Origin of the sequence: Amycolatopsis balhimycina FH 1894 (assembly GCF_000384295.1) — a bacterium.
Taxonomy (GTDB): Bacteria; Actinomycetota; Actinomycetes; order Mycobacteriales; family Pseudonocardiaceae; genus Amycolatopsis; species Amycolatopsis balhimycina.
The window spans coordinates 9,598,453-9,621,288 of sequence record NZ_KB913037.1; the positions used below are offsets into that span (position 1 = coordinate 9,598,453).

Below are 22,836 nucleotides of genomic sequence, written 5' to 3' on the forward strand. Positions count from 1 at the left end.
GATTGGCCGGTGTCGGATAATGAGAAGGGTGAGCCCTACCAGCGACCAGCAACCGGTCGAGCATCGTGAACCGACGCCCGGCACCGTGCGTCAGCTCTACGGCACGGCCTTCGCTTGTGGAATGCCGGGATGCGAAGCAGGTCTGTACGTCGTCGATACGAACACGGGCGAGCAGGTGCTTAACAGCCATGTCGCCCACATCCACGCCCGCCGCGCAGGTGGACCTCGGTGGGATCCCTCCATGAGCGAGGTGGATAACCGCAGCGCGGAGAACCTTCTTCTCCTTTGCCTCCTGCACGCGTGGCAAATCGACAAAACTCCGGAAGCTTACCCTGCCGACATCCTTCGAAGTTGGAAACGCGCGCAACTGGCCGAGTACGAAGGAGCGCGTAAGGGATGGAGCATCACCGACGCCGATGTGGAGCAGGCTGTCGGCCCACTTGACCTCGACACCGCGATCAAGGCAGTCATTGAGGCGATGCCGTTCAGTTCGCGAATGCGGAGCCGCCCCGAAAATTGGCAACTCGCCGCGCGCCGGGGCCATGCGCGGCGTGTCGCTCGCCTGGCGATCGTGAACGCCGAACGCCGGGAAGACGTCTTGGCGTGGATGGCAGGACTCGACGAGCCTGTCGTCGTCGTCCCGGCCGGTGAGGTCCGCGTGCTGGTCGCTCGCCTTGGTGCCGGGAAGTCCGAGCAGGCAGCGCGTTGGTGGGAGCAGGGGTTACGCAAGGCTGCCGGAGATCCGGAAGTGGACATTCCGCTGTACTTCGCGCCCCGCCAAATTGTTTCGAGCCTGGAACAGGCGGTCATCGACGAGCTTGGTGGCGACCCGGCCGGCACGTGTCGGGTGGTGCTTGACGGCCTGGATAGCGTACCGGGCCGCGAAGCTGACGGCTTACTCGCGGAGGCTCGGCAGCTCGTCGAGGTTTGGAGCGGAGTCAGCGTGCTGGCCACCGCGCGCCCGGGGCTCGATGTGCCCGCCGGTGAGAAGATCGAAGTGGAACCGTGGCCGGTTGAACGCGCGATCGAGTTAGCCGAGGTTGCGCTCGGTGACCGTCTTCCTGCGGATCTCTGGTCGGCCGAGGCAGACGACCTGCTGACCAGCCCGCTCACTGCACTGGCTGTAGCCGCACGCATCGACGCCGGCCGGGACACTCGAGTCTCGCGTGCCCGACTCCTTGCCGATCTGACGCCGATGCTTATCGGAGCCCATCATGTCGATGTGTCCGACGAGACCTGGGCGGACGCGGCTCAGCTCGCGGTGGCCCTTCTGGATCGGCCGGAAGTTGCGACGGCGGCCCTCTTCCGGCCGCTGCCGCGCTTGCGGCGGCTTGTTGCGACCGACCTGGTTGTCCTAGACCAGGGAGAGCTCTCGTTCGCACTGGCGGTTTTCGAGCAGTATTTTGCCGCTGAGGCGATCATCTCGGGTGAGGTAAGAGTCGAGGCAGTGGCTGCGGCGGGATCGTTCCCTCGCTGGCGCTACGCGATTGCTTTCGCGGTGTCGAGCAGCACCCCGCCGGAGCAGGAAGCATTGCTCCTGAAAATGGCGAAAGTCAACCCTTCCGCCGTGTTCTGGATCCTCGATGAGATCGTCAACTCCGACGGACACGAAACCCTCGAAGGGCCCTCCGGTGACGTGATCACGGCCCTTCTCCGGCGACGCGCTCATCCAGGATTCGTCGAGGAACCTGACCTGGAGGTCCGAGCTGGCTTGTGGTTTCGGGAGGCGGAAGAGGCGTTGCTCGTTGGTCTCGGTCCGCTGGCGGGGTCGCTGGTACGGCATCGTGACGGCAAACCGACACAGTGGGGTGTCGGCTTGACGGATGGCTATTTGACCGTCGCCCGGGCGAAAAAAGCTGCCCCACCTCCGGACGTGGCGAAACTGGTCCGGAGGCCGCCACATCTCGCCGAGGGCTGGCATCGGTGGACGCAGTTCCGTTTTCCTACCACAGACTTCGGTCGCTGGACCCGCGCGCAGGAGGAGCTGCGCCGAGGACTCGAGTCCGCAATCACGCGGCGAACGCTGCAGGTGCCTCGCTCTTCGTGGCTGGCCCGTGAACGCAGCTATCTGCTGGCGGCGTTGATACAGGACTTCGGCACCTCGCGACGTGTTCGCCCCGTCCAGCTCGCCGATGTCCGCGGGAAGCTCTACTCCTGGCTAGACCGGGCCGATGGTTCTGAACGCTCGACTTGGGGCTTGCCTGGCCACACAGTAGACTCGGACGACATCCGTTGGCTGGCCGCGCAACTGGAGGCTGAGGAGGGCGATGTGCTCCTGCCACCCTGGTCTGGGGCCGACGAGCCTCATGCCGGAAAATGGGCGTGGCAGGCCTACTCCCCGGAGCTGACACTCGCAGTGGCGCGCGATGTGGTGCGGGAGGCATTGACAGGCTACCGCCAGCTCGTCGAGCTCAACTTTGCCGCATTCGGTGATGCGATGGGCTTGTATGGCATGTTTCCTTTGAGAGTCGAAGGGCTCGTACTAAGGCCCGACAACGAGGAAGACCCGGGGGTCACAATGATGCTCGCGTTCCTTCCCGGTACGACAATCAATGATCATGCCGCCGAACCAGTCGACCTTTCGTTGATCGTCGAAGATCACTCCGCGGCGCTGTGGAAGTTCGCCGACCGACAGCGGAGTTCGATTCGACTCAGATCAAGCCGTTCCCACAAGCGTTCCAGCCGGTCGATGTTCGGTCAGAATCGCTTGCAGCAGTTGGACCTCCCGCTGCATGTTCCGTGTCCTGCGACCAGCCTCGCCTATCACTGGCTGACTCATGATCTGGCTGCGATCAGGTGGCTGGATGCTGGCTTCCGCGGCTCCGACTGATGTGGGTGTGCTCGGTTAGCCGATCTCATCAGGACTGCATCCGGCTTGCTGTCGCGTGGAACCGTCGCTGCTAGTGGCCACGCGACGGTCTGTCGTCGCTCCTGTGGCAGCCCACCGGTCAGTGGCTGATTGTAGACAACGGTAAAGCGACACGTGTTGCATGATTCGAACACAGGTTCTACTGTCGGTCTGGTGAACGGAGGCGATTCGAGCGAAGCAGGGTGCCCTGACGAGCACAGAGCTCGTGCATCTAGTCTTGCCTTCGGTCTTTGCGAGGAGTGACGAGACATGGCTGACGGTAGTTCCATCGAATGGACGGAGGCGACCTGGAACCCCACGACGGGGTGCGACCGTGTCTCTGAAGGGTGCGACAACTGTTACGCGCTCACCTTGGCCAAGCGGTTGAAGGCCATGGGTGCCGCGAAGTACCAGACGGATGGCAATCCGAAGACCTCCGGCCCAGGCTTTGGTGTGGCGGTGCATCCCGATGCGCTGGTTCTTCCGTATCGCTGGAGGCAGCCTCGTCTCGTCTTCGTGAACTCGATGTCGGATCTCTTCCACGCGCGGGTTCCGGTGGGCTTCATCAGGGATGTGTTTGGTGTGATCGCAGATACCCCGCAGCACACGTACCAGATGCTGACGAAGCGTTCGTTGCGATTGCGTCGGATGGCAGATCGGCTCGAGTGGCCACAGAACCTCTGGATGGGCGTCTCGGTCGAGAACGAGGGGCAACTGGAGCGGGTCGATCACCTTCGGGAGGTGCCGGCTGCTGTTCGATTCATTTCAGCTGAGCCGCTGCTGGGTCCGCTGCCCGGCCTATCGCTGGACGGGATCGGATGGGTAATCACCGGTGGTGAGTCTGGCCCGCGTGCTCGTCCCTGTGATGCCGACTGGGTTCGGCACATTCGAGACAACTGCGCCGCCGCAGACGTTCCCTTCTTTCACAAGCAGTGGGGCGGTATCCGTCCCAAGTCCCTCGGCCGTGAACTCGATGGGCGGACCTACGACGGCATGCCGGCGCGCCCGGCTGCGCTGGCTTCCCCTAGAGAGTGAACTACGGCGTCGCTCGCACGATGCTGGACCTGGTCAAAGCCTGACCGTCACTGTCGATCAGGCCCTGGCTCCTCAGTTCGCGCAGCGTCCGGATGACGTGTTCGGGTCGGTAGACGGTCTCGAACAGTGCGAATTCCCTGAGCGACTCGATCCGCATTCCCGCTGCCGGGCCACTTTTCAGCCGAATTAGCAGTAGTCGGCCCAGCGGTGCCAGAGCGGGTTCGGTGAGCTCGAACAGTGCCTCGGCCTGCTCATCACGCGGGTCGCGGAAGCCGACACCGTACACGCGATCGACCTCCCATGCGGAGTCCTTCATCTTCTCCAGGCCGCGGCGGTGGTTCGTCCCGAATACGAGGTAGAGCGACTCGCCGCGGGTGTCGATCAGTTCGAAGTCGAGGAGGAACTTGAAACCGGCTCGTTGGAGGGTCTGCCGGTAGCAGGTCAAGATGTGCTGCCTCTTGGCTGCGCCGCTGGGCAGGTCGCTCAGTGCACGCCACGTCGGGTCGCCGCCGAACACTTCATCGGCGTCGGAGCCCATCTTCGATACGAAGCGGATGAACGGCTGCGTCCCCAGAGTGATGATCACCTCAGAGGACAGGTTGTCGGCCAGCCGTTTCAGAAGTCGATAGGTGACGGGGACGTTCCCCCAGGAGTCGAGCACCGCCAGGATGGGCTGCCCCCAGGAGTCCATCTCATCGAGTGCTGACTCGAGCTTCTCGATGCAGGTTCCCAATGTGACCTTGGACCACAAGGTGTCGGGGGTGCGCGGACGAACAGGAAACCGGGAGCGAAACTGCTCGTTGAGCATCTTGATGCACCGGGGTTCGTCGTCGACGAAGAGCATCTTGACCAGGGAGCTGGTGTTGGTCACCTCGTCAACGAGAGCCTGCAAAGCGATGATCGGCGAGCCTGGGTGGCCGCCAACGTAGATACCTGGGCCGGCGAACCCTTCGGCGTACGTGACCGACCGATACGGCTTTGCCCCGTCCAGAAGAATCGGGAACCAGCGCTTCAGGTACCGCCGGTAGATGTCGTGCTTGGCGCCGGTGTGATCGGCGCGTTCCCACGGCACGGGGCCATCAACCGGCATGCCATCTCCCCAGTGGCGGCTACTTAGTGTGCTGTCCTCGCTTCATAGCGTGCCTGATCGACGCTACACGGCTCATGAATCTCGTTCAAGGGTTTCCGCCGCGCTGCTACGAGTGCTGAACTCGGCGTCCCTTGTACTTGTCCAAGCCGTCAGCGAGCGGCTTCGGCTCGAGGATCCCCTCTTTGTGGAGCCGGGCGAGTGCTCCTCGCAGATGTTTGGCCCAGGCCTGGCCGAACGTTTCAGGTCCGAACACCGCTTGGGCGTCTCGTGGGAGCTCGATCGTGCCCTGCTCTTGCAGAAGTCTCCGAGCATGTCGCTCGATCGCGTCGATCCACCCAGCCTGTCGGGCGGCTTCTTCGGCTGGAAACGGGTCTTCGACAGCGAAGAGCCCGTCGTCATTTCCCTGCGGTGGAGGGCTGCAGTGTCGCCGCCACGCTTCACTCGCGTACGCGGCAGCTTCGCGGATCCACCAGACGCCGTCCGGATGGCGGGTGAAGTGGACAAGCCAATAGATGGGGTGGTTGTGTGCGCGGTCTCGGACCGGGATCAAGCTGACGGAGCAGTTGGTCTTCGCCTGGATTCGCTGGGCGTAGCCGAGAGCTATCTCCTGGATGGCAGGAGCGGTGGATTCCGATGCGAGGTAAACCGCGCGCCACCAAGGACCGCCGAGGACCTTATCCAGGCGTTCGAGAGTGGTCAGCTGCTGCGCGGACTTCTCAGCGCGGCGAAGGTAGCCGCCTGCGCGGGAGAAGGCCATCGCGATGAAGTTCAGGAGGACTTCCGTCTTGCTGCCGTAGCCGTTGCGAGGCCGGTTGAGCACCATCACGACCTCGTCGAATGTCGGGCCGAGGCCGTAGGGATCGATGAACATGAACAGCGGCGAATCGCCGGCGAAGGTCAGTGCCTCTTGCAAGTGGTCGCTTGCCCGTCCCTGGCGCGTGTGCCAGCGGGCTCCCTCGGGCATGTTGCGGGTGAGGACATCGTCAAGATGCTCGAAGTTGCTTTTGCGAGCTTCGACGAAGAAGCAGTCAATGCGGCGCAGTCGCTGCATCCCAGCAACGTCCTGAGCCACAAGCAGGGGGCTCCCAGCTGTTCCATCATCATAGGAGCCACGCCCAGCGTGCGTGTCGACATAGACCAGGCGCTTATCGGCCTCGGTCGAGCCAGCCTTGCCGGCGAACTTGGGAAAGTACGTCTTCAGGAGCTTGTGTTTGTACACTGCCGCAGCCTTCTTGGATACGAAGAAGGGGTCGTCGGAACCGGCCTGCGACTCACCCCCTGCTTCGCCGCTGAGGCTGTAGTCCTCCAGTTCTTCGGGGGTCAGATCCTCTTTCATTGGCTCGCTGTCAATAGTCATTCGCGACCTCCCGTACGCCGATCACCACCTAGTTCGCTACGAGGAACCAGCACGCTACGGCAGTGGCATAACGATCTAGTGAACCTGAACCAGACTGGTTGAAGTCTCCGAACAGAGGCCCGCGGATCGGCCGTGATGAACCGCTAACAGTGCGTCGTGTTCATCACTGCGATGGTGAACCTTGACATCAGCAACTCGGAACGGTTCTGTGCGTTCGCGGGAAAGCAAGATCGCCACAGTCGCTCGTAGGGCCGTCGCAGCTTCATCGTGTACGTGACTCGGATGGCTGAATCTTTGCTTGCTCTTCGCTCGGGGCAAGCATCTGGCATGGGGAGGGAGCGAGGACCGGTTCTGACCCTGGCCCAGAGCTTGTCACCGAAGCGAAGGAGCCAGCGTCATGTCCTCGTTGAGTAGTCGATCCGCCGTGAACAGTCCGCTCACGATGCTGCAGAAGGAGTTCGGTCAGGCGCGCTCCATCGCGAAATTCGACAAGGCCGTCCACGACTGGTCCGTCGAAGAGACGGCGCTCTCCGAAGTCGCATCCCATGATGACCTCGTCGCCGTCTTGGCCACCCGTGACTACACGCGACACGACGACGTGCTTCATGCGCTGCTGGTCCGGGCCGCTGAACCGGGCAACGGCGGTGTCGTGGCCACCGAGATCGTGGTCAATGCGATGCTGCCGGCGGTGCCGGGCATTGTCGGCCGGGTCGTCCGCGCGGCCCGGGCGGCGGGTGGCTCGGTCGGTGTCCGGCGCGGCGTGACTGGCGGCGGGGTTTCGGCGGCCGAGGACTGCCAGGACATCCAGGCGGCCGTGATCGGTCACCTGTGGGAGCAGGCTCGCTGCTACCCGCTGCGGCGCCGGGAGCACGTTGCGGCGAACTTGGTGCGCGAGACCCAGCGGGCCGCGCAGCGGGACTTCGGCGTCGATCACGGTCAGGCCGCCGCGGACGTGGTCAGCATCGACGACGAGGTGTACCGGCCTTTGACGGACGTGCCGGGCGAGCCGGACGCGTCGGAAGAGCTGCTCGAACTTCTGGCCTGGGCAGTGGAGGAGGAGCGGCTCGACGAGCACTCTGCCACCATCCTGACCACCCGTTACTTCGATGGTCCAGTCGGCCGGGACGGCGTCGCCACGGACCGGCAGGTCGGCGCGCTGATCGGGCTGAGTCAGCCCACGATCACCCGGCATCGCCGTCGGGCGCTCGAGCAGCTGGCGGAGGCTGCAACGGAGTTTCCGGGCCGCGACCTGCCCTGGGCCGGCTGAATCACACGGGCCGGCCGACCTGCGTGCCTCCGAGTAGCAGCCTGCACGCCAAGCACGGGGAGGTCGAGTCGTGATCGTTCGTCGCGACCGTGGGGGCGCGGGCAGCAGCCCGCTGGTCAAACTCCTGCCAGACAGGGACGTCGAGCCGGCGCTGCGGGGCGCGGCTCACCGGGTCGGCCGGTGGGTGGCGTGGTTGGCCGTGCTGGCGAGTCCGCTGCTGACGATCGCCGGGCTGATCGTTCTCCAGCCAGCGGGTGCGCCGTCGATGCGGGACGGCGGCGCACCCGCGCCCTCCACGTCGCCGCAGGGCTGGGCGGAGATGTACGTGCGCTCCTGGCTCTCGGCGACCCGAGACGACCCTGCGGATCTCGAAACCTTCTACCCGCCCGGGATGAAGTCGCAGCGTGCCGTCGGGACGCAGGTGCCGGTCGGCACCGGGGTGATCTCGGCGGTCTCGCCGGCGTCGGGGGTGTGGTCGGTCGTGGTGGTCGCCGACGTGCTGGTGCTGCAGCCGGACGGCAAACGCGCGGCCACCCTGCTGTGCGCCCAGGTGGCGATGAGCGGTACCGACGCCGCCTACGTCGCCACCGCGCTGCCCGCGGTCGTGGCGTGCCCGGGCACCGGTGGCGCCGTCCAGCTGGTTTACGACGAGGTCGCTGATCCGGGTGGGCCGGTCGGGCAGTCGGTCACGGGATTTCTGGCCGCGTACCTGGCGGGGCAAGGCCAGCTCGACCGGTTCGTCAGCCCTGGGGCAAGCGTTGCCCTGCCGTGTCCGGTGCCGTATGCGGCGGTGCAGGTGACCGAGGTGCGCACGCACGAGAAGTTCGAGCCGGGGCAAGCGGCGAGGCCGGTCGACGGAACGGTCGTCCACAGCTTCGTCCATGCCTGGGGATGGGATGCCACCGGGCAGAGCACGCCGGTCGACTACGCGCTGACCCTGGTCGCGCGGGCTGGCCGGTGGGAGATCAACCGCATCGATCCGGCGCCGCTGACGGCGGGCCGGTAGGCAAGGGAGAAGTCCGATGATCGTGCTCGCCGCCGATGTGAAGTCCTGGATCGACACCAACCTGGCCTGGGGTGACCAGTCCGTCCGGCGGCTGATCCTGCTAGCGGCGATCGTCGGCGGGATCGGCCTGCTGGTCGGCACCCGAGGGAATTTCACCCGGGCGATCAAGTACGGCGTGATCGCGGCGATCTTCCTCGGCATCCTGCTCAACCTCGACGCGGTCGCCGGCATGTTCGGCGCCTGGTTCACCCATTGACCGCCCCGAAGAGCCGCGGCGATGTCCTGGTCGGCCGGTCATACACGCGGTCGCGGCGGTTTCCTCGGATGTTCGGGCGGATGCCCGGCCGCGACGGCGGCTATCTGCCCGGCGGTCCGTACACCCTGACCCAGGGCACGCTGTTCCTGATCTTGCTGGTGGTGGTGTGGAAGCTACCCCTGCTGGACTGGCTCGGCCCAGCTCGCTGGGTGTTGCCGCTGTCGGCGGTGTTCCTCCGGCGGGCCCGGATCGAGTCCCGGACCCCGCTCGGTTGGCTCGCCGGCCTGGGCGCGCACCTGCTCGCGCCCTCGGCGGGGATCCTGGGCCATCGTCCGTATCGGCCCGCGCGGGTGCAGCAGAGCAGCAGCTGGTTGTACCTGCACCTCCGCGACGAGGTCGAGGAGCTGGCGGCGCCGGTCTCGTCGCTGCAGCAGGTGCTGGCCCAGGCTCGGGAGCGATGATGGATTCCCCGGTGACCGATGTGGCGGGCAACCTGCTGTTCTGCGCCGACGGCTCGGTGTGGGCGGTGTGGCGGGTGCTGCCGCACGAGAGCGCTCGCTCAACCGGTCGTCAGCTGCGGGAGCTGTATGACCGCACGGTGACGCTGATGAAGTCGCTGCGGGGCGAGGTGATGATCGCGTCGATGTGCGAGCAGGTCCAGGCCCACGCGATCGTCCAGCGCTGCCTCGACGGGATCGATCTGGATGTGAACCCGCACTGGGCGGAGACCGTCCACAACGCCTGGGACCAGCTTGACACCCTCGACGTGCTCGGCCGCAGCTTCTGGCTCGCCAAACCCCTCGCCGGCCACGGCTGGAAAGAAGCCGCCCAGGCGGCCGCGCGCGCGACGGCCGCAGCGCTCGGCGAGCTGCTCGGCGTGCCCGCCCGGCCCGCATCAGCTGCGGCGGTGGCAGCGGGACGCGAACGGGCGCGGGTCGCGGCCCAGGAACTCGGCGGCGCGGTTCCGTTCCGGCCGGCGACGGAGGCGGAGCTGTTGTGGTGGCTCTGCCGCGCACCGGTCCGCGGGGTGAACGAGCCGCAGCTCGACCGGATCGACGCCGTCCACAACACCGGTCTCGCGGTGCGGTGGGGGAGCGGACGCGCGCGGCTGACGACGCTGCGCAGCTGCGTGTTCGACGAAGGCGGCCGCACCGACCCACCCGAGGACCGACTGGGCTGGGGACCGCTCGGACTGTTGAGCCGACGGTTCGTCAAGTGCGTGACGCCGTCCGACGACGGCGCGGTCGCCAGCTACCAGGCCTTCCTCGTGCTGGCCGAGATGCCGCGGGCCTTCACTTTCCCCGGGCATGAGATCCTGGCCCGGCTGGCCGACATCGGCTTCGGCGTCGACTACGCGTTGCGGATCACCGCCCGCTCGAACGAGGACGCCCGCGCCGCGAACCGGCGCCGGACTCGGGACCTGATGAGCCAGGACGAGGAGCACGCCGGCGACACCGCCGGCGTGCCAGCGGATGTGATCTCGGCGCAGGAGGAGATCCAGCACAAGAACGCCCGTCTTGGTGCCAGCTCGACCGAGATCGATCTCGAGGTTGGCGTCGTCGCCTGCGTCTGGGGTTCCACCGCCCGCGACGCCGACGCCCGCGCGAAGGCGTTGCGGCAGGCGTTCTTGGGCGGGGAGTACCGGTGGGAGCGGCCTCTCGGTGGGCAGCGGCAGTTGTATCAGGCGCTGCTGCCGGGGAGCCGGACGCCGATGGTGGTGCGCGAGTGCAGCCAGAATCTCCTGGCCACCGACGCCGCGATGCTGCTGCCGGTCTCGGCCACCGACTTCGGCGACCCCACCGGCGCGCTGTTCGGCTTGACCGTCGACGGCGGCGCCATCACCCCGTTCCTGCTCGACCCGACCTACGGGCCGACCCACGACTCCTCCGGCGGGATCGCGGTCATCGGCGAGCTCGGCGCCGGGAAGTCGGTGATCCTTAAGAACGTCGCCGCGGTCGTGCGGCTGATGCTGGACGGGCGGGTGATCGTCATCGACCGGACCCGCAGCCGCGAATGGGCACCCGTCGCCGCCGCGCTGCCCGGGAACGCGCAGGTCGTCGACATCATCGACCCCAGCCTCGACGACCGGCCCGACGCGGCCGAGCTGCGGCACTCCTGTGACCCGTTGCGGGTCTTCCGCAGCACCGCCAAGTCGAGCACCGGTATCGCCGAGACGTTCTTCGCCGCCTGGCTCGACCTGGAATCCAACTCCGCCGAGCGAGACGCGCTCGGCCGCGGGCTCGACGCCGTTAGCGGTCGGTCGGACGCCTCCAGCAACCGACTTGTCGACACGCTGCGGAAGCAGGGCGCCCGCGACCCGGCGGCCCGTGCGCTGGCCGACCGGCTCGAGCGGCTGCGGCGCGACCTGATCACTCGCCCGATCTTCGACCCTGACCTCGCTCCAGTTGATCTGTTCGGTGCAGACATGGTGGTGTTCTGTACCAATGAGATCCCACTGCCGAGCGCGTTGGAGATGAGCAACGAGCGGATGGCCGCCCGGATTCCGCCGCGCAAGCTCTTCGGCCGCGCCTTCCACTTGCTCATCGCCGCGATCGCCAAGGAGATCTGCTTCACCCCGGGCAGATGGGGTGAGTTCATCTGCGACGAGGCCTACAACGTCACCGGCACCCCCGAAGGCCAGCAGATCGCGCTGGAGTTCGTGCGCGACGGCCGTAAGCACGGCGCCGATGCAGCCTTCGGCTCACATGCCCCGAAAGACCTCGGCGACGGCGTCCTGCGCGGTCTGATCGCGGTGCGGTTCCTCGGCCGCCACCGCGACGACGGGCTCGCCCGCAGCGGCCTGGCATGGCTCGGTGTCGACCCGGCCGACGCTCGTTACCACGAGGTCGTCACCAAGGACCTCTCGCCGCTGAATCCGGCTGGCGGCGAGGAGGAGCGTCGCGCTCGAGCGGGGGAGTTTCTCGTGCGTGATCACAGTGGACGGATTGGCAAGGTCAAGGCGATGACCCAGCCGTACCGCACGCTGCCCGACGCCGTCCTGACCACACCTTCCGTTTCCCGAGGTCATCGGGCGCATTGAACCCGGCCTCCTGAGCCCTGTCTAACGGAGACGGGCGGGAGGGCATGATGAGGCTGAGGTCGGGCGGAACCCGTGGACTCGCGATCGGCGCTGTCATCGTCCTCATCGGACTCTTCGCGCCGCAGGCCGCGTATGGTCAGGCGCAACAGAATCCGTGCGAGCCGTATCCGACATGCCTGTGGGTGCCAGGTGACCAGCCAGCGCCGCCGAAGCCGGATCCGGACGCGCCGCCACTGCCGCTGCAGGACGACCCCGGCCACCACGTCCACCTCGGCGGCATCTTCAGCATCGACGACGGCTACGGCCGCGACCTGCACAACTACGACCTCTTCGCCAACCTGCCCGGCCTGCTCGACAACCCGATGCCGACGATCTGGCTGTGGCTGGGCAACATCGGCTTCGCCGTCGGCAAGTACGCGGTCGGGTTCTCGGTCTGGTTCACTGAATGGGCCGCCTCCACCCAGGTCTTCGACTGGATCAAGGCCCCGGCCCGCGACCTCGAAGGCATCTGGCAGACCTCGGTCATCGGCGACCTGAAGCTCCGCGAGATCGCGCTGCTCGTGGCCACCTGCTACCTCGGGCTCTTGTTCGCGCGAGGCCTGACTACCCGGGCATGGCGGGAAACCGCGTCGACCATCGCGGTCAACGTCCTCGCCGTCGCGATCATCACCCACCCCGTCGACGTCCTCGTCGGCGACGACGGCGTGCTGTCCCTGTCCCGCGATCTCGCCGCCGACGTCTCCAGCGTCGTCATGGGACAGGAGCCCGGCGGCACCGGGAACCCTGCGGCGCCGATCGGTCAGGCGTTCATTGACAACCTGCTGATCACGCCCTGGGAGACGCTCAACTACGGCACGCCGATCAGCCGGGTCAAGGGCATCGCCGGCGCCTGCCAGTACTCCGTCAAGAAGGTCCTCGACGACGGTCCCTGGTCGGGCAAGGACGACAGCACCAAGGCCCGCGAACTCGACGGCTGCCCCGGCGACTACGGCAAGTACAACGAGGTCGCCGACGGCGACCGTACCCTCGGTGCCTGGCTGTACGCGATCGCGATGCTCCTGTTCGCCATCCTGGTGATCTGCCTGAACGCCGTGCAGGTCTTGGCGCCGTACCTGCTGCTGTTCGAAGGGCTGCTGCTTGCGCTCGCGTTGGTTGCCGCGCTGGTGCCCTCGATGCAGCACCAGCTCGCCTACCGGGTCAGCTCGATCGCCGCCACCATCGCCCGGCTGCTGGCCGGCATGGTCTTCCTCGCCGTCATGACTGTGCTGCTGCGCACGCTCATGCTGGCCGATCTCGGCCCGCAGCTGGTCCGGTTCGCCGTCATCGACCTCGTTGTCTTCTCCGGGTTCCTCTTCCGCAAACGCCTCGCCGCGAACCTCCAACGGGTCCGCGGCCAGGTGAGCTCTCGGCTGCAGCGGCTTGGCCGGCCGCGCCAGGCTCCGAAGGCGTTGCCGACGCCGGTCGTGCCCGCGGGTCCGGATCGGCTCGCCCGGACGGTCAAGGCCGGGACGTCGGCGTTTGCCGAGACCTTCGCGCCGGTCGGTCGGCTCAAGGAGCGCCTGGTCACCGCGGGCCGCGCCGGCGGGCAGGCCGGGGGACAGGTGCTCAAGTACACCGTGGGGGCTCCGGTCTCGTGGCCGCAGGCAGCTCAGCGTGCGCAGACGGCGCTCACCGCCAAATCCGGTATGGCCAAGGCTGCGCTGGCTCGCCGTACCGAGGCCGCGAAGACCTACGCCACCGCCTACGCCGGAAATGTCGGGACAGCGACCGGCGCGCGACCCGCGTGGCAGGCCGCCACCCCCGTACTCACCGCACTCAGCGACCGCTCACGTAGGCAGAAGCCAGCAGCCTCGACGTACCTCGGCGCGGAGATCGCCGGAGCGACGCCGCCGGCCACCGGGCGGAAACCGGCGTTCACCGGCACCGACCTCGGGGCCGCAGCGCGCGGCCGCGGCTTCATCACGAAACCATCGACTGAGACCTTATTACCTCCCGCGATGCTGCCGCCGCCCGTCTCGTGGGCGCAGCGGCTGCGCGATCGGCTCGGCGACGCCGCCGGCCGACGATGAACCCGCTGCTCGCCCTGCGAGCCGCCGAGATCGCCCGAGACCAGCTCCGCGAACACCCGGCCCGCTGGGGTTGTCTGGCCGCGCTGCTGCTGTTCGGCCCGCCTGCCGCCTGCGTGGTGATCGTCGTCGTCCTGCTCGCGACGCTCGCCGGGGCCGGCGACTCGAGCTCGGCCGCCGCGCCGAACGGCGGCACGGTCGGGGACATCCCGGCCGACTACCTCGTCCTCTACCGCGAAGCCGCCCAAACCTGCCCCGGCCTCGACTGGACGATCCTCGCCGCCATCGGCAAGATCGAAAGCGACCACGGCCGCTCCCAGCTACCCGGCGTCCACAGCGGGGAGAACAGCGCCAAAGCCGGCGGCCCGATGCAGTTCCTCCAGCCGACATTCGACAGCGTCGTCTCCCGCCACCCACCACCGCCCGGCGGCGCACACCCGCCGTCCCGGTACAACCCGCACGACGCGATCTACGCCGCCGCGGCCTACCTCTGCGACTCCGGAGCCCGCGACGGCCGCGACCTGCACGCCGCGATCTTCGCCTACAACCACGCCGAGTGGTACGTCCGGAAGGTCCTTGACCAGGCGGAGAAGTACAGTTGCGGCGCGGTGCAGGCCCCGAACCACGTTGCCCAGGCCGCGATCACATTCGCCTGCAACCAACTCGGCCTGCCCTATGTCTGGGGCGGAAATGGCCCAGACAGCGGTGATCGCGGGTTCGACTGCTCAGGCCTCACGAAAGCTGCCTACGCTGCAGCCGGCATCGACCTGCCGAGGACCGCGCAGACCCAATATTCCGCTGGGCGACGAGTCTCGGTTGACGAGCTACTGCCCGGAGACCTGGTGTTTTTCGGAACGAGCGCAGGCCGTATCACTCACGTCGGACTGGTTCTATCAAGAACGACTATGGTGAACGCGCCCGACCTGGGACTGCCGGTTCGCGTTGACCAGATGGGCTCTCGAGCTGTCGGTGCAAGCCGCCCAAGCGGCTAGTGTCCTGCGCCAGAGATCCGCTATCTAATTGTAGGATCTGGTGATGGCGGGTCGTGGACGGTCTAAAGCCGAGTTGGTGCTCAGCGAAGAGGAACGTGTGACGTTGCAGCGCTGGGCGCGGCGGGCGAGTTCGGCGCAGGCGTTGGCGTTGCGGTGCCGCATCGTGCTGGCCTGCGCGGAAGGCTTGTCGAATGTGGAGACCGCAGACCAGCTTGGGGTCAATCGGATGACAGTGGGCAAGTGGCGGTCCCGGTTCGTCGCCCGCCGGCTGGAGGGACTGGTGGACGAGGACCGGCCCGGTCGGCCCGCGTCGATCACCCTCGACCAGGTCGAGGACGTGATCGTGACCACCTTGGAGCGGACACCCCGCAACGCCACGCATTGGTCGCGCACGTCGATGGCGACGCGGACCGGGCTGTCCAAGTCCACCATCGGACGGATCTGGCGGGACTTCGGGCTCACACCGCACCAGGCCGACACGTTCAAACTCTCCACTGATCCGCTGTTCGTGGAGAAGGTCATCGACGTGGTCGGGCTCTACCACAACCCGCCAGAGCGGGCGGTGGTGCTGTGTACCGATGAGAAGAGCCAGGTGCAAGCGCTGGACCGGTCCCAGCCGGTGCTGCCGATGATGCCGGGCATGCCCGAGCGGCGTAGCCACGACTACGTCCGGCACGGCATCACCAGTTTGTTCGCCGCGTTCAACATCGCCGATGGCACGGTGATCAGCGAGTTGCACCGCCAGCACCGGGTCATTGAGTTCAAGAAGTTCCTGACCACGATCGACAAGACCGTGCCCGACGGCCTGGATGTGCATCTGATCTGCGATAACTACGGCACCCACAAGACCCCGGCGATCAAGGCGTGGCTGGCGCGGCATCCCCGGTTCCATATGCACTTCACCCCGACCGGGTCGAGTTGGATCAACCAGGTCGAACGGTGGTTCGGGTTCCTCACCGACCAGATGATCCGTCGTGGTGTCCATAAAAGTGTTGCGGCGCTGGAGAAAGACATCCGCGAGTGGGTCAAGGCATGGAATGAGGACCCGAAGCCGTTCGTATGGCGCAAAACCGCCGAGGAGATCCTTGACTCCCTCGCCCGGTATTGCCAGCGGATTTCTGACGCGGAACACTAGCTGGATGTATGCTTGTGCCTGATCACGATTGGCATGATCGAGAATCCGCCAGTTTTGACTATATGAGCCAGTTCGATGTTTACGTTGGGCTTTCGGGTGTTAGCGAGCCCCAGATGCTTTTCGCGCGCGTGTGTCCATCTGGTCATGGCCGTCACGGAGGTTGTGAGTGCGTAACTGGTCAGGTCATGGAATTGCGGGCAGCCAGGGGTTTCCCTCGGCGAGTGTGACGAGGGTGTCGAAGAAGTGGTGGCCGTGTTTGGCTGCGGTGGATAGGTAGCTGCGTATGGCGCAGAACTGCCCGGCTCCGGCGAGGGTACGGAGGCAGCCGGAGATCTTCTGCCGCAGCTTGATCATGCGAATGTCACGTTCGGAGCCGTTGTTGTCGGCGGGGATCCGCCAGTCGGTGGTGAAGCGGAGGTAGTCGTCTTGCCGGTTGATCAGTCTGCGGGCGAGTGCGTTGTGCTTGCACGCCAGCGCATCCACTCGATCGGCGGTCTGGGTGATCCCGACCTGGGCGGCGGAACGGTAGCGGCGGATCTGGATGGTCAGCGCGTCGGCATCCACCGCGTCGGCACCGGCGGCGATCGCCTCGGCCACCAGGTGTTGCATCGCGACGAGCGCGTCAGCGACCTGGGTTGCCCAGCACCATGGGCTCTCCGGCGGCACGGTTTCGGTCACGGCCTGCAATTCGCGCAGCGCGTGGGCACAGCAGAGTTGATGGTCGGCATCGAGGTAGGTGTCATACGGTGCCCACGCGTCGTGCACGGCGACCCCACGGAACCGACCGAGCACACCGGCGTCGTCGATACCCGCGCGGCCGCGTTTGGGGTGACACGTGATCAGGGTGTACTTCTCAGTGCGGGCGCAGTGCACCCAGTGCAGCGTCCCGGCGACGCGAAGCCCGGTCTCGTCGAACCCGGCCACTGCGGCCGCTGCAATCAGGTCACGCAGACGGGTCAGGAAGTCGGTCAACCCGTCGGCGGCGCGTGCGGTCATCGCTGCCACCGTGCCCTGCGAGATCGGGGTACCGAACAGCTCAGCCAACGCGGTCGCGGTGCGTTTCTTCGACAGGAACTGCCCGACATACAGATAGAGGACGATCGCGGTGATCCGCGGCCCGTACTGCACCGGCGCCGTCACCCCAGCCGGCGCTGCGCCGCAGGTGGTGGTCCCACACTCACAGCGGCGCGCGATGAGCTGGTGCTCGGTCACCCGCACCGTGATCGGCGGCAGATCGAACACCTGCCGCCGCTCCACCCCGACCTCCGCCGCGAAGGCCAGATCCGCACCACAACCGGAACAAGGACCGGGCTCATGCCGCACTCGCTCATGCGGATCGGTGACCTGCGCCAGCGTCGACCCCGGATGCCCGGACTGCCCGCCCGGCTTGCGGCCGCTCCTGCGCCGCAACGACTTCGGCGCCGGCTTCACAAACGGCGAATCCGATGACGGTGGCTTCGACGAGTTCCGGCTGTTCTGCCCCAACTGCCGCCGGAGTTCAGCGTTCTCGGCCCGCAAAGCAGCGACCTCAACCCGCAACTCCTCGATCACCGCCGCCTGCCGCACCACCAGGGCGGCAAGCTCGTCATACGACGGACGCCCATCCCCGGCCTGCACAACAAGATCATCTCACGGGGGCAAACACACCCCGGAAACGACCTGACCAGTTACGTGAGTGCAACAAATGCTGCAATCACGCTTGCCCACTCGTCTGCGTGACTCAATCCTTGTGACCATAGGAACGCGCCAATTCCCAAGCATATGAGTGATCCGCCGAATCCGACAATCAATGTTTTCACTGGTGGTCGCATGTTATCAACTTTCAGCCGAAAGGGTTGGAGATGCCGTCGCCGGGACCCGGTATCCGGAAAGTGTCCACCGCTGGCGGTGGCGGTGTTGGGTTGAGTTGCCCGTTGATATCCGCCAGGCCGCGCTGCGCGTCACTGAGTATGCTATTCAGCGAGGAGGTTGTTCTTAGTTTTGCCCGAGTTTCTTCTCCGACCGTTACGGCTGGAAGTCCGGATCCAAATATGCCATTACCTGTACATATGATCGGACTGTCGTGTATGGCGCTTGGCTTAAATTCACTGTGTTGGAGGATCTTCAGGCTGTCGATCTCTCTTGTTGACCGGGTGAGTGCTCGTGTGAAGTCCTTGTGTATTTCAGGTTCCCTTAGTGCGCGTGCCAACTGGGATGTAAGTTGTCCATTACTGCGCAGAAGTGCCGCCAGTGGTAACTTTCCCTTGGTGATGGTTATTCGTGACTTGATTGGAATCCGCCTGTTGTCACCTTCTATGAGGACATTGCATTCAGTTATCTTTGTTCGCGCATTCGGTCGGGTGTGAACCGTTTTCCAGGGTTGGTCATCGTGCTGCGCGGAAAGTGGGAGGGTCTCTCGGAATCGGCGGTTCGCTGCGTCATCACTAGGATCGGCTACTAAGTCTCGCAAAGCGCCTAATGCTTTCGAGCTGAGTGAGCCTACCAATCCGTTCATGTCGATTTCTATTTTTTTTATCTTGTAGTGGAATTTCATGTCTAGCGTGATCGAATCGCCTATGGCGAGGACGTCGGTCGAGCGAATATCGATACTGCAGAAGCGGCGGCCATCGCGTATGCTGGGCGGAAGATTCTGTGCCGGCTCGACTGCCAGTGTGACGGAGAGTATGGGCCCGTCATTTGAAAATTGCCCTGGCAGTGGAGTGGCCTCTGGATGGTTTGAACGGCGAACTTGTGCCGGGGCGTTGGTAGGCTGATTCACGCTGAAATTACCGGGATGCTTGGATCTCTCGCCTGATCTGTTGTAAGGCAGGCGAGGCTGCTCGTTGACCGGCTGAGGCTGCTCGCGTGTAGGCGTGCGTGGTTCGAGAGTCAGCTCGAAGTTAGCGACTCCAGATGTCCAACGCTGCGCCTGGGAGCTTTCTTGATACTGGTTGATGATCGTCCGATGGGGTAGATTCGGCGCAACGTAAGGTGTGCGTTGCCTTGCAAGTCCGCTGGAGCGTCGGTTGCGGAGCTTCTGTGGAGCACCGAGTAGTGCTTCGAAGCCGCTGCGTAGGAGTTCAGCGGCCGTGCGCACGAGGATGATTGCGAACGACGTCGCAAGCCCTGCTGCAACGATCAAAGCGAACCACTGCATCGTCTGCTCCTCCTGCTCGGAGCTTCCCAGGATGCGCTTCGTCGCGGCGGTGTGGCAAGCCGGACGCTGGTAGCAGCTGTGATCGGTGGGCACTGTGCTGCCGAAGTCGACCGTCGACGTATCGGAGGTTACCGCTGGCCGACATGTCTGGTCTCATGGAGCAAGTCGGAAGGCAGGGCAGCACGGTAGAGACCCGTGGCGGTGGTGTGATCGTTGGGTGCGGCGTTGGCAGAGCGTTCGCGAGCGCCGGACTGCGATGGTCTCGACGAGGTCAGACAGCAGTTTTGGGGTTGGCTCCGAATGCCGACATGTTCCCCGGTACGCATGGCCGCCAGGTCATGCTGGGGAACAGCGCGCCGAAGGCGCTCCGTCTGGGCGAGGTCCTCACGAGCGGCGCGTTCTGGTGGGTGACCACCGCCGCGGTCGCGATCCTGATCGCGGTCTTCGTCCTCCACCGACACCTTCGTTCCCACCACCTCCGCTCCCGTGTCCGGTTCGAGCTGCTGCCGACGGCGACGTTCGATCCGTCGCCACAAGCCGTGCAGGCGTTTGCCCATCAGCTGGGGCGGGTGCGGCCGGTGCGTGGGTGGGTGCCGAAGTCGGTGGTGGGGGTGCGGATTCGGTTCGGTACGGATCCGGAGTTCGGGAAGATGGTGATGAGCGTGGAGGGGCGCGAGTCCGTGACCGGTGTGCTCAACAAGCTCGTTTACCCCGACGTCGAGATCCGGCGGGCGACGACGTCCGAGGGTGAAGTGTCCTGCGTCGGCGGCGAGGGCGATGTCTCCTCGCCGCCGACGGGACGACAGCGGTGATCTCTCCCCAGTGATCTCCTGTCCATCGTGGCCAGGTCAGGCAGCGGCCTTCTTGCGCGAAGAACGCTTCCGCGGGGCCGGCGCCTCGGCTTCGGCGACCTGGGCCTGCTCGTAGGCGGAGACCACTTCGGAGGAGAGACGTCCCCGCTCGGACACCTCGTAGCCGTTCGCGTTGGCCCAGGCGCGGATCTGCTGGTTGCGCTCACGGTCGGACGCGTTGGTGGTGGTCGACTGGCCGGTGGCGACGCGCACCTTCCGGCCGCCGATACGGCGGCCGGCGCCGATGAAGCGGGCCAGTTCGTCGCGCAGGGCGGCGGCGTTGTCGTCGGAGAGGTCGATTTCGTAGGTCACCCCGTCGAGACCGAACTGCACAGTCTGGGCGGCGGTGCTGCCGTCGATGTCGTCGAGGATCTCGACGAGGACTTTCTGGGCCATTGAATGCTCCTCGGGTGGATGTGCGTCCAGGAACACCTGCAAGTTGCAGATTCTGCGATGTTCTGTCAGTGAGTGTATCCATACGTCAGCCGGAAAGGAAAAGTCACCCCCGTGCTCGGCTGCATCAAAACCGCTTCGACCTCCCATGACTGATGACGTAAACCGTTCGTGGGAGGAGAACCCGCCGTGCATCGTCAGCCATCCTCGCCGGACGTTCACGTGGCGCGAGCCGAGCTCGTGCTGGCGCGACCTGCGCACCTTCCCGTGGCTGCCTTGCCTATCCGTCCGGACGATCCACTTCAGACACTGGCGAACGCGCTCGGTGACGTTCGCGTCGACCTTGGTGAATCGGTGCAGGTCTGCCTTGATCTGATCCCGTTGACGCCGGCGCGTATCCGGCACCTCGCTCGTCGGGCCATGCCGCATTCTGGTGGAAATGGTGTGAGGCCGTTCGGCGTAGTCGCCGACGTTGCAGTGGAACTGCTCGGCGAGTTCCTACCCATCGCTCGCTCGCAGGTCGGTGGGCGTTCCCGGAATGTGACACCTTCGCCTCAACGAGTGAAGAACAAGTTCGTGACCGATGAGCCGGTTTTCGCCATCCAGGTTCTGATCCGCTGTGTCTCGGAAATCCCGGGCCGGGCGCAGGCCCACCTGCGCAGCGTCATCGGCGCGTTCGACATCTTCCGAGGTGAGAACTACTGGCGGGTCCGTGGCCCGCGAGTCCTCGGCTGGCACTTCGGTGCGGACACCGCGGGAGTGCGTTGGCTGTTCGACCGGCGCTTCCGGACGGGGCTGGCGAAGCCGCGGCCGAGTTCGTTGGTCACGACCAGCGAACTCGCGGGCCTGCTGAAGCCGCCGTCAGGCCGGTGCCAGTCGCCGGCGATCGCGCGTAGCCGCGGCTGGGTGCTCCCCGCGCCGCGCGAGGTCCCGACCTACCGGCCGGGAACGGGGCTGGTGCGGCTGGGGTACGTCACCGACGTCAACGGCGACGAGCGCCTGGTCGGTGTGCCCTTGCGCGAGCTGCTCTTCTCCGCGCGCTTCGGCAAGGCCGGGTTCGGGAAGACCGAGGAGGCCTTGGCCCAGGCCATTGAGATCGCCCGGCTCGGCGGCGGGGTCTGGTTCCTCGATCCCCACGCCGACGGCTGGAAACGCGCCAAGCCCTACCTCTCCGATCCCGCGTTGCGGGCGCGGCTGTGGGAGGTCAACCTCGACGTGCGTGGTCGGGGCAAGCGTCTGCCGGGCTGGAACCCGCTGAGCATGCAGGGCTTCACCGAGTCCGACATCGAGGACCGCGTCGACGCGGTCGTCACATCGTTCGCCGCGGCCCTGGGCTGGGGTGACGCGGCGCCGCGGGCGAAGTCGATCCTCACCAAAGCCTGCGAGGCGCTCTGCTACCTCGCGATGCGGCTCCCGGCCGACTGCGCGCCGACGATCTTCCAGATCCCGACTCTGCTGGACGACGAGACCTGGCGGGAATCGATCCTGCCGGCGCTCAAGCCCAGCGTGCGCCGGTACTGGACCGACTCGTTCCCGAAGCTGGCCCCGGACGCGACCACCGTGGTCACCAACATCATCAACCGGCTGCGGACCAGCCCGACGCTCTCGGCGTTCCTCGGCTCGTCGATGACGACCTACGACGTGCGGCGGGCGATGGACACCGGGCGGATCGTGTTCGTCTGCACCACCGGCACCGGCGAGACGAACAAGCTGATCACCTCGTTCATGATCTACGACCTGTTCCGCGCCGGCCGGTCGCGCGCGGATACGCCGGTCGAGCAGCGGCGCAGGTGCGACGCGTTCGTCGACGAGCTGCCCGCGGTCGACGGCGCCTCGCGCGGCTACCTCGCGGCGATCCTCGAGCAGCTGCGCAAGTACCGGGTTGCGCTGCATGCGATGAACCAGATGCCCGACCGGCTCGCCGCGGAGACGCGGCGGGCGTTGCTGCAGAACCAGTCGCTGCTGATGACGTCGGCCGCCGCGATCGACGGCGCCCGTACCGTGGCCCGCGAGTTCGGTGGCCTGGTGCAGCCGGCGACGGTCACCGAGCTGGAGCAGTTTCACCATGTCGTCACCGTGACCCTCGGCGGGCAGCGCACTACGCCGTTCAAGATCCGCGGGCTGCACGTCGACGACGAGTTCGCCGAGCACTTCCACCCCGAGTGGAACAACGACGTCGACCAGGCCCTCGACGCCAACCTCGCCCGCCGTCCGATCGGTGAGGTCCTCGACGAGCTCGAGGACCTGGACGACCGGATCCTCGCCGCCCTGCAGGCCGAGCGGCCGGCCCCGCAACCGCGCCGCGGACGTCCGCCGACGCGGGGCAGCGGCGCCGGCATCGACCTGACCTCGAACGTGGAGTGA

At 66.1% G+C, this 22,836-nt stretch carries 17 protein-coding genes; 12 read left to right on the forward strand and 5 right to left on the reverse strand.

The window, feature by feature from the left end; all coding sequences use genetic code 11:
• The first annotated feature begins 28 nt into the window (after window positions 1-28).
• On the forward strand, window positions 29-2,830 hold the full coding sequence (locus tag A3CE_RS52760; protein WP_157376800.1) for a hypothetical protein: 2,802 nt from the start codon (window positions 29-31) through the stop codon (window positions 2,828-2,830).
• Window positions 2,831-3,118: 288 nt separating this feature from the next.
• Window positions 3,119-3,883 carry a DUF5131 family protein gene (locus A3CE_RS0144285; RefSeq protein WP_020646555.1) on the forward strand — a complete coding sequence of 255 codons (765 nt, stop codon included), beginning with the start codon at window positions 3,119-3,121 and terminating at the stop codon, window positions 3,881-3,883.
• Window position 3,884: 1 nt separating this feature from the next.
• On the opposite strand, the gene tcmP (A3CE_RS0144290) is transcribed toward A3CE_RS0144285, so the two are convergent.
• Window positions 3,885-4,973: a three-Cys-motif partner protein TcmP gene (gene tcmP, locus A3CE_RS0144290; protein WP_020646556.1), complete on the reverse strand. Its 1,089-nt coding sequence runs from the start codon at window positions 4,971-4,973 to the stop codon at window positions 3,885-3,887.
• Window positions 4,974-5,079: 106 nt separating this feature from the next.
• Window positions 5,080-6,330 (reverse strand): three-Cys-motif partner protein TcmP, encoded by a 1,251-nt coding sequence (gene tcmP / locus A3CE_RS53810; protein ID WP_020646557.1) that lies wholly within the window; start codon window positions 6,328-6,330, stop codon window positions 5,080-5,082.
• Window positions 6,331-6,727: 397 nt separating this feature from the next.
• On the opposite strand from tcmP (A3CE_RS53810), the gene A3CE_RS0144300 reads away from it, so the two are divergent.
• The 8 genes from A3CE_RS0144300 to A3CE_RS0144335 all read left to right on the forward strand — a co-directional run bounded on the left by A3CE_RS0144300 (window position 6,728) and on the right by A3CE_RS0144335 (window position 16,092).
• Window positions 6,728-7,597, forward strand: coding sequence for a sigma-70 RNA polymerase sigma factor region 4 domain-containing protein (locus A3CE_RS0144300; RefSeq protein WP_245589699.1), 870 nt, complete (start codon window positions 6,728-6,730; stop codon window positions 7,595-7,597).
• Window positions 7,598-7,667: 70 nt separating this feature from the next.
• On the forward strand, window positions 7,668-8,603 hold the full coding sequence (locus A3CE_RS0144305; protein ID WP_020646559.1) for a conjugal transfer protein: 936 nt from the start codon (window positions 7,668-7,670) through the stop codon (window positions 8,601-8,603).
• 16 nt (window positions 8,604-8,619) lie between these two features.
• Window positions 8,620-8,859 carry a hypothetical protein gene (locus tag A3CE_RS0144310; protein WP_020646560.1) on the forward strand — a complete coding sequence of 80 codons (240 nt, stop codon included), beginning with the start codon at window positions 8,620-8,622 and terminating at the stop codon, window positions 8,857-8,859.
• Between the two features lie 80 nt (window positions 8,860-8,939).
• A complete protein-coding gene (locus A3CE_RS0144315) occupies window positions 8,940-9,320 on the forward strand; it encodes a hypothetical protein (protein WP_245589700.1) in 381 nt (126 codons plus the stop codon).
• Between the two features lie 11 nt (window positions 9,321-9,331).
• Window positions 9,332-11,899, forward strand: a complete 2,568-nt coding sequence (locus A3CE_RS0144320; protein ID WP_245589701.1) for an ATP-binding protein — start codon at window positions 9,332-9,334, stop codon at window positions 11,897-11,899.
• Window positions 11,900-12,081: 182 nt separating this feature from the next.
• Complete coding sequence (locus A3CE_RS0144325; protein ID WP_245589702.1) at window positions 12,082-13,968, forward strand: hypothetical protein; 1,887 nt, start codon at window positions 12,082-12,084, stop codon at window positions 13,966-13,968.
• Entirely contained in the window at window positions 13,965-14,957 is a 993-nt protein-coding gene (locus A3CE_RS0144330) for a C40 family peptidase (protein WP_020646564.1), read from the forward strand. The genes A3CE_RS0144325 and A3CE_RS0144330 overlap by 4 nt, the downstream gene beginning before the upstream one ends.
• Window positions 14,958-15,000: 43 nt before the next feature.
• Window positions 15,001-16,092, forward strand: coding sequence for an IS630 family transposase (locus A3CE_RS0144335; RefSeq protein WP_026469453.1), 1,092 nt, complete (start codon window positions 15,001-15,003; stop codon window positions 16,090-16,092).
• Between the two features lie 183 nt (window positions 16,093-16,275).
• Here A3CE_RS0144335 and tnpC read toward each other — a convergent pair whose 3' ends face one another.
• Both tnpC and A3CE_RS57060 read right to left on the reverse strand, forming a co-directional pair.
• The gene (gene tnpC / locus A3CE_RS0144340) at window positions 16,276-17,709 is read right to left on the reverse strand and encodes an IS66 family transposase (protein ID WP_026468424.1); all 1,434 of its coding nucleotides are present in this window, start codon (window positions 17,707-17,709) and stop codon (window positions 16,276-16,278) included.
• A 205-nt stretch (window positions 17,710-17,914) separates the two neighbouring features.
• A complete protein-coding gene (locus A3CE_RS57060; protein WP_125592533.1) occupies window positions 17,915-19,228 on the reverse strand; it encodes a hypothetical protein in 1,314 nt (437 codons plus the stop codon).
• A 308-nt stretch (window positions 19,229-19,536) separates the two neighbouring features.
• Here A3CE_RS57060 and A3CE_RS0144345 point away from each other — a divergent pair, with 308 nt between their 5' ends.
• Window positions 19,537-20,040 (forward strand): hypothetical protein, encoded by a 504-nt coding sequence (locus A3CE_RS0144345; RefSeq protein ID WP_245589703.1) that lies wholly within the window; start codon window positions 19,537-19,539, stop codon window positions 20,038-20,040.
• A 36-nt stretch (window positions 20,041-20,076) separates the two neighbouring features.
• Here the strand turns inward: A3CE_RS0144345 and A3CE_RS0144350 are convergent, their stop codons facing one another.
• A complete protein-coding gene (locus A3CE_RS0144350) occupies window positions 20,077-20,475 on the reverse strand; it encodes a histone-like nucleoid-structuring protein Lsr2 (RefSeq protein ID WP_020646567.1) in 399 nt (132 codons plus the stop codon).
• Window positions 20,476-21,033: 558 nt separating this feature from the next.
• On the opposite strand from A3CE_RS0144350, the gene A3CE_RS0144355 reads away from it, so the two are divergent.
• Window positions 21,034-22,836 (forward strand): type IV secretory system conjugative DNA transfer family protein, encoded by a 1,803-nt coding sequence (locus tag A3CE_RS0144355; protein WP_020646568.1) that lies wholly within the window; start codon window positions 21,034-21,036, stop codon window positions 22,834-22,836.

Bases quoted from the DNA above. Each gene is read 5' to 3' on its own strand.
- tcmP (WP_020646556.1), bottom strand. From the start codon at position 4,973: ATGCCGGTTGATGGCCCCGTGCCGTGGGAACGCGCCGATCACACCGGC.
- A3CE_RS57060 (WP_125592533.1), bottom strand. From the start codon at position 19,228: ATGCAGTGGTTCGCTTTGATCGTTGCAGCAGGGCTTGCGACGTCGTTC.
- A3CE_RS0144345 (WP_245589703.1), top strand. From the start codon at position 19,537: ATGTTCCCCGGTACGCATGGCCGCCAGGTCATGCTGGGGAACAGCGCG.
- A3CE_RS0144285 (WP_020646555.1), top strand. From the start codon at position 3,119: ATGGCTGACGGTAGTTCCATCGAATGGACGGAGGCGACCTGGAACCCC.
- tcmP (WP_020646557.1), bottom strand. From the start codon at position 6,330: ATGACTATTGACAGCGAGCCAATGAAAGAGGATCTGACCCCCGAAGAA.
- A3CE_RS0144350 (WP_020646567.1), bottom strand. From the start codon at position 20,475: ATGGCCCAGAAAGTCCTCGTCGAGATCCTCGACGACATCGACGGCAGC.
- A3CE_RS0144315 (WP_245589700.1), top strand. From the start codon at position 8,940: ATGCCCGGCCGCGACGGCGGCTATCTGCCCGGCGGTCCGTACACCCTG.
- A3CE_RS0144335 (WP_026469453.1), top strand. From the start codon at position 15,001: ATGGCGGGTCGTGGACGGTCTAAAGCCGAGTTGGTGCTCAGCGAAGAG.
- A3CE_RS0144310 (WP_020646560.1), top strand. From the start codon at position 8,620: ATGATCGTGCTCGCCGCCGATGTGAAGTCCTGGATCGACACCAACCTG.
- A3CE_RS0144300 (WP_245589699.1), top strand. From the start codon at position 6,728: ATGTCCTCGTTGAGTAGTCGATCCGCCGTGAACAGTCCGCTCACGATG.
- A3CE_RS0144330 (WP_020646564.1), top strand. From the start codon at position 13,965: ATGAACCCGCTGCTCGCCCTGCGAGCCGCCGAGATCGCCCGAGACCAG.